We start from the raw sequence: 5829 nt of genomic DNA on the forward strand, positions 1-5829 counted from the left end.
CTAGCTACTAAGATAATAATTTCAATTCATATTTCTCATATTTTATGTACCATAACTAAAAATCCCAAATAAATTATATACATTTGCAAACATCTACAGATTATGTAGTGTTTTGCAAATGTAATTTATGGTCAATTTGGAATTAGATAGAAGTAATAAATGGGATCAGTTTTTTTTTGAACTGCAATCTCAAGGACGTTATGCTTTTACTTTCGAGGAATTACGTAATCGATTCAAGTCGTCTGAGAAAACATTACTACAAGGCTTGTACAGGTATAAAACCAAAAAACAGATAGCTCAAATACGAAAGGGCTTTTATGTGATCATTCCACCTAATTACTCAAATCAGGGAATGCTCCCTCCATATTTGTTTATCGACGATCTGATGAAGTCCTTGAGTAAGCCCTATTATGTAGCTTTGTTGTCAGCGGCAGCTTTATATGGGGCGGCGCATCAACAACCGATGGAATACTTTGTGATAGCAGAAACCCCTGCCCCCAGGAGTATTAATAATAATAAATTGAAGGTCTCATTTTTTTCAAAAAACTTATGGGAGCAGGATGACATTGTGCAGAAAACAACCGACGCCGGTTATCTCAATGTCTCTTCTCCGGAATTAACTGCATTAGATTTATTAGCTTATGTCGATAAAATAGGTGCAAATAGGGTCGTTACTGTTTTAGAGGAGTTAGCACAGGCTATGAAGGCAACCGCACTCTCAAAAACGGCAAAGAGATATCCAAATACTCCTGTAATACAACGATTGGGGTATATTTTAGATAAGGTTTTAGGCGAAGAAAAACTGTCTGATTCTTTGCTAAAGATTTTGAATGAAAGACATGTATCTCCGGTATTATTGGTTACTCAAAAAGAAAAACAGGGAGAGTTAGATGATACATGGAAAGTGATTAAAAATATAGAGATAGAAAGCGATTTATGATACCACGCCGATATATAGACGAATGGAAAGTAGTTGCTCCCTGGCCGAATGACGCGCAGGTGGAGCAGGATTTAGTCATTGCCAGGGCTTTGGTAGAAATATTTTCTGACGATCTGCTGAAAAAATCACTTGCCTTCAGAGGTGGTACTGCTTTGCATAAATTGTATATTCAGCCGCAAGTCCGCTATTCGGAAGATATAGATTTAGTTCAAATCAATTCAGAGCCAATCAATCCAATATTAAAACAAATTCGGGAACGGTTGGCGTTCCTCGGAACTAAGCGGGTGGTAAAACAACATATCCATAATAATACTGTCATTTATCGTTTCGATACGAGCACGCAGCCGGTAATAAATATGCGGTTGAAGATAGAGATTAACACTCGTGAGCATTTTACAGTGCTGGGATTAAAGGAAATTCCATACAAAGTTGAGAATGGATGGTTTTCTGGTGAATGCAATTTGACTGGATACGAACTGGAAGAATTACTGGGAACAAAACTGCGTGCGTTATATCAACGTCGCAAAGGGCGCGATTTGTTTGATTTATATTGGGCAATGGATCATCAGAATGTTGATGCTGAAAAATTAATCCATTGTTACAAAACATATATGGAGTACTCTGTGGATAAACCTCCTACTCAGAAGCAATTTCTTGTCAATATGGAAGAAAAACTGATTGATAGAGAATTTATGGAAGATATTCATGCTATACTGAAGCCAGGGGTTGAATATGACAATATAACGGCCTGGGAGTTAATAAAAAATGAATTAATCGGGAAAATATAAATGAGTACTCAAAATACAAATAGTTTACTGAAAGGCTGGGTTCGCACAACTCTTGATGATATTTCATTTTATATGCTGTAGATACGGACATATTTAATTTTTCCGGTTAAAGCGGCTTACTCGTTCTTCGTAGGTGCGGAGATACATTCTTTTGGATCGTTCATCCAGATATGAATTTGAAATTAATTGCTTCACTTGCTCGTCCGAACCAGTAAAGGAATGCAGGGCTTTCTGAACCTGGACTTCATTCAATCCTATCAATTTGCCAAAGGTTTCAAAATCTTCTTTACAAGGATGTCCGGTACGGGAATATACATCCGATTTAACCAGATTCGGAGATAAACCTTCTTCAAGTGCAAAATCGGAATCTTTTACATGGATAGAGGCATTCAGTAAATCGTAAGCAGGAGAAAGGCGATAATCTCCATCGGGGGTTTGATGCAAAGAAAAGTTTTTTAGGTGAGCATCGCTGTTGCAGAACAGATAGTTGAATACAACCAGTTTAAAAAACTTAGCCATTTCTGCTTGCCATGCAGCCACATAGCGTTTTATACAGGTTGCAATATCTTCGTAGCTACCCGTGTATTTAAATGATCCGCCATAAGTTAGCGAGGTCTTGCCCAGCAGGGATGCAAAATCTTCCTGTTTTATTTTAGTTCCATCCCGGGCAATATCAAATCGCCTGATTATATAGGCTGGTGTATTATCCTGAAAAAATAATAAACCATTTTCGCCCGTTTCAATAGCGAACACCTGTCTGGCAATCTGCATGGTTAGATGTTCATTAGCAGGTATCTGGTTACGAAACCTCAGGGATTTATTGGATGGTGCTGCTTTAATTATATATAATCCCTGTACGCCTTCGGGAGTCAGGCATATTTTCCCTTTTCGAATAATAGCAGACAGCTTTTCTTGTACTCCGGAAATGGATATCCTTTTTATATTTTCAACAATCTCTTCCGTTGTGTCTTCATTGTCGTACAACAATTCCATAAATGGACTCACCTTTTTTCCTCCAAAAAGTCTGCGTAATGCCGTAGTACTGTATGTAGTATGGTTGGGCGCAAGCGTGCCCGGACAGTTTTTAATCTCAAACATAATCAGGTTGTTTTAATTACGGTAATTGCTCCAATTGTATCGATGCCTGCTGTTGCCAGTAGAAGTCCGAAGAAATCATTTTCGTCTATCTTCAATCTACGGCATTGGATTGCTTTATTGTCTCCTTCGGAAAGCATATTGAAAAAGAAGGGGAATAAGGTGTCGTTTTGGTATGGCTCTGTACGTAATGGCAAGGTGAGCGATATAGCATCACTCCCGGGTGATACCAAATACTCCTTATCGTAGACAAACGTAAAGGTGTTATCATCATTTTCTGTGAGATAACCTGCCAACATCTGGTTGGAATATACGGCTGCTTTTCTCATAATTTATCTGTCTGCCGAATTCTAAATACCAGCTCCAGACCCAGTGCATCTCCAAGCCTGGAAAGAACATCAATGGATGGGTTTCCCTTTAATGATTCCACTAATTTAATGGTACGCAGCCCTACGCCCGAGATATCTGCCAAGTCCTGCTGAGTTAACCCCAACAATACACGCCTTTCTTTTATTGTTTCATACAGCTTCATAGTGCAATATATTACCTCTTTGATGCAAATGTAATGAAATATATTCTTAAATCATTCCAAAAGTGCCATATTTTACACGTTTAAGTGTTGTAATTTAAGGGAGGCCATAAGAGGGCAATCCGGACTGATTGGGTTTCCTTTGCGGTAAGAATCAAGCAATTCCATCGATAGCTGGGCCAATACATTGCGTACGCGGCGGCGTTCTCCTTTAATACGTGCAATCGGCATTTGATCGTAAGCCGTGGTTTTATGGCGCATCCAGGCGATAACTGCTTTTGCCGCCCGTTCTTCGACCGGAATGGTAGATGTTCGGGCTACGGTTCCACTTCCAACGGGTGTGGCATGGAGGGTTACCACTCGGGCAATCTTTGCTTCCTGCTCTGCATAGCATGGATGAAAGTTGAGAAAGGATCTTACTTGTTTGCAAAAATCATCCACATAGGCCGTTTGAATTTTCTCACGGCGAAGCTTGGATGCTTCGGCTTTCTTATGATAGGCCTCGGTCTCGCGGAGATGCTTCATCTCAAGTTTGGCTTGTTCGATGGTATCTTTAGGTGCCCAAAGCCCTTTGGAAATGATTCGTCTTCCCATTTTTACCTGAACCCGCCAGAAGATTCCTGTTGCACTTACTTTTCTGGTTACTCCGGCATCTCCCGCAGGAAGAAAGATCCAACCAAGGGGTGGTGTAACGACCTGGCCTTTTTCGTCCAGTAAATTGCCGTTTGTTGCAAGGGTCACAATACGCGATTGCCCGTTCATCATATGCTTAAATTCAAATTTTCAACCTGCATTCGCTTTATCCGAATGAAATATAAAGGTGCAAAACTAAGAAAGAATGTGCAATTAAATTTATATTTTTGTGCTAAATAATAAGTAAATAAGCAAATGAATAGCTTTAAGGTAGTTAAGACGAAGGAGGCAAGCATGGATGCCTTCGACCTCAAGAACAAATGGATGTTGGTTACAGCCGCAAAATCCGATGGTAGTGTGAATACGATGACGGCCAATTGGGGCGGGTTGGGTATTATGTGGAACAAGGAGGTGGCGTATGTTGTAATTCGTCCCCAACGATTTACAAAAGAATTTGTAGACGAGGCTACTACATTTACACTAACCTTTTTTGCCGAAGAATACAAAAAGAAGGCGCTGACTTACCTGGGTAAGGTGTCGGGCAGAGACGAAGATAAAATAGCGAAAGCGGGACTTACAATTTGTAAGGATGAAGAAGGTGTTCCTTATTTTGCTGAAGCTGAATCTGTCTTCTTTGTAAAGAAACTTTTTGTTCAGCCCATGGTGGCGGAATCTTTTCTGGATAAAGAGATCATTTCCCAATGGTATCCGGAGGGTGATTTCCATCATTTGTACATTGCTGAGGTTTGCAAAGTAATGATAAAAGAATAGGTAGCTTCATTGATTATAAAATTTATACAGATGAAATATTTTAAAACAGTTTTGCTTGGTTTATGTCTTGGAACAGCGCTGTTTTCGCAGGCACAGGTCCCGACTAAGCCTTTGGCGTGGGAAGATGTGATTGGTTGGAAGCGTATAACGGCGCAGACTATCTCGGATAATGGTAAGTGGGTGGCTTGCCAGATGGAGCCTTGGCGTGGTGATGCGTCCGTGACTCTCTATAGTGATCTTGGGGCTGAAAAAGCTTCGTTTGCCTCAGCCGAAGGAGCCTCTTTTTCTGCTTCGTCAAACTTTATGTTGGTTACCCTGAAGCCATCTGTTGCTGTGGTGGATTCGCTGAAGTTGAAAAAGACTAAAGAGGATAAGATGCCGATGAACAAGTTGGTGATTTATCACCTGGTTTCGGATAAAAAGGAGGTGATCGATTCTGTGAGAACCTTCAAATTGTCGGAGTCTGCCGATTGGATTGCTTACCAAAGAGGTAGTAAGGCCGATTCTGCCTTGTATGTGAGGTCGCTGGACGGAACGAAAATGGATTCACTTCCGGCGGTGACAGATTTTGGTTTTGCAAAGAAGAGTAATGTTTTGTATTTCGTTAAATCGGAATCGGACAAAAATGATAAAGAAGCGCTGGTAAGTCTGCATACGTTTGTTCCTGAGAAAGGAAAGTCGTTGCTTTTTGAAGGAAAAGGGGTGCTTAAAAAAATGGCTTTCGATGAGAATGGCTTTAAGCTGGCTTTCTTGTATTGTGCTCATAAAGATTCAACGTTCAAGGGGTATTCCCTGTATGTTTCTGAAAAAATGGAGAAGGCTCGTTTGATTGCCGATAAGAAAAATAATGCTTTTCCGGCAGGATGGGTGTTGAGTGAAAACGAATCGCTTCAGTTCTCGCGGAATTCTTCGCGACTGTTTTTCGGAACTTCGCCCGAACCGAAGCAGAAAGATACGACTGTGCTTGCCGAGAACCGACCGAATGTGCATATCTGGAATTGGGATGAAGACACGCAGTATACGCAACAGGATTATGATAGGGCAAAGGACTTGAAGAAAACCTATACGGCAGT

7 protein-coding genes and 1 pseudogene are annotated in these 5829 nt (G+C 40.6%); 4 read left to right on the top strand and 4 right to left on the bottom strand.

Annotated features, from left to right (window positions below):
- The first annotated feature begins 127 nt into the window (after positions 1–127).
- Together AB7E53_RS13810 and AB7E53_RS13815 are read left to right on the top strand one after the other, a co-directional pair.
- Complete coding sequence (locus tag AB7E53_RS13810) at positions 128–940, top strand: type IV toxin-antitoxin system AbiEi family antitoxin domain-containing protein (protein WP_446776317.1); 813 nt, start codon at positions 128–130, stop codon at positions 938–940.
- The gene (locus AB7E53_RS13815; protein ID WP_421466836.1) at positions 937–1728 is read left to right on the top strand and encodes a nucleotidyl transferase AbiEii/AbiGii toxin family protein; all 792 of its coding nucleotides are present in this window, start codon (positions 937–939) and stop codon (positions 1726–1728) included. Before AB7E53_RS13810 ends, AB7E53_RS13815 begins: the two co-directional genes overlap by 4 nt.
- Positions 1729–1821: 93 nt before the next feature.
- Here the strand turns inward: AB7E53_RS13815 and AB7E53_RS13820 are convergent, their stop codons facing one another.
- The 4 genes from AB7E53_RS13820 to AB7E53_RS13835 form a co-directional block, all read right to left on the bottom strand.
- Positions 1822–2826: a type II toxin-antitoxin system HipA family toxin gene (locus AB7E53_RS13820; protein WP_446776319.1), complete on the bottom strand. Its 1005-nt coding sequence runs from the start codon at positions 2824–2826 to the stop codon at positions 1822–1824.
- Between the two features lie 2 nt (positions 2827–2828).
- On the bottom strand, positions 2829–3152 hold the full coding sequence (locus tag AB7E53_RS13825; RefSeq protein WP_446776321.1) for a HipA N-terminal domain-containing protein: 324 nt from the start codon (positions 3150–3152) through the stop codon (positions 2829–2831).
- Positions 3149–3355: a helix-turn-helix transcriptional regulator gene (locus AB7E53_RS13830; RefSeq protein WP_068181695.1), complete on the bottom strand. Its 207-nt coding sequence runs from the start codon at positions 3353–3355 to the stop codon at positions 3149–3151. The genes AB7E53_RS13825 and AB7E53_RS13830 overlap by 4 nt, the downstream gene beginning before the upstream one ends.
- A 72-nt stretch (positions 3356–3427) precedes the next feature.
- The gene (locus tag AB7E53_RS13835) at positions 3428–4117 is read right to left on the bottom strand and encodes a DUF2293 domain-containing protein (protein ID WP_446776323.1); all 690 of its coding nucleotides are present in this window, start codon (positions 4115–4117) and stop codon (positions 3428–3430) included.
- Between the two features lie 123 nt (positions 4118–4240).
- On the opposite strand from AB7E53_RS13835, the gene AB7E53_RS13840 reads away from it, so the two are divergent.
- Together AB7E53_RS13840 and AB7E53_RS13845 are read left to right on the top strand one after the other, a co-directional pair.
- Positions 4241–4756: a flavin reductase family protein gene (locus tag AB7E53_RS13840; RefSeq protein ID WP_446776325.1), complete on the top strand. Its 516-nt coding sequence runs from the start codon at positions 4241–4243 to the stop codon at positions 4754–4756.
- Between the two features lie 30 nt (positions 4757–4786).
- A pseudogene (locus AB7E53_RS13845) lies at positions 4787–5829 on the top strand (S9 family peptidase); the annotation flags it as partial.

Origin of the sequence: Macellibacteroides sp. (genome assembly GCF_050251695.1) — a bacterium.
Taxonomy (GTDB): Bacteria; Bacteroidota; Bacteroidia; order Bacteroidales; family Tannerellaceae; genus Macellibacteroides; species Macellibacteroides fermentans.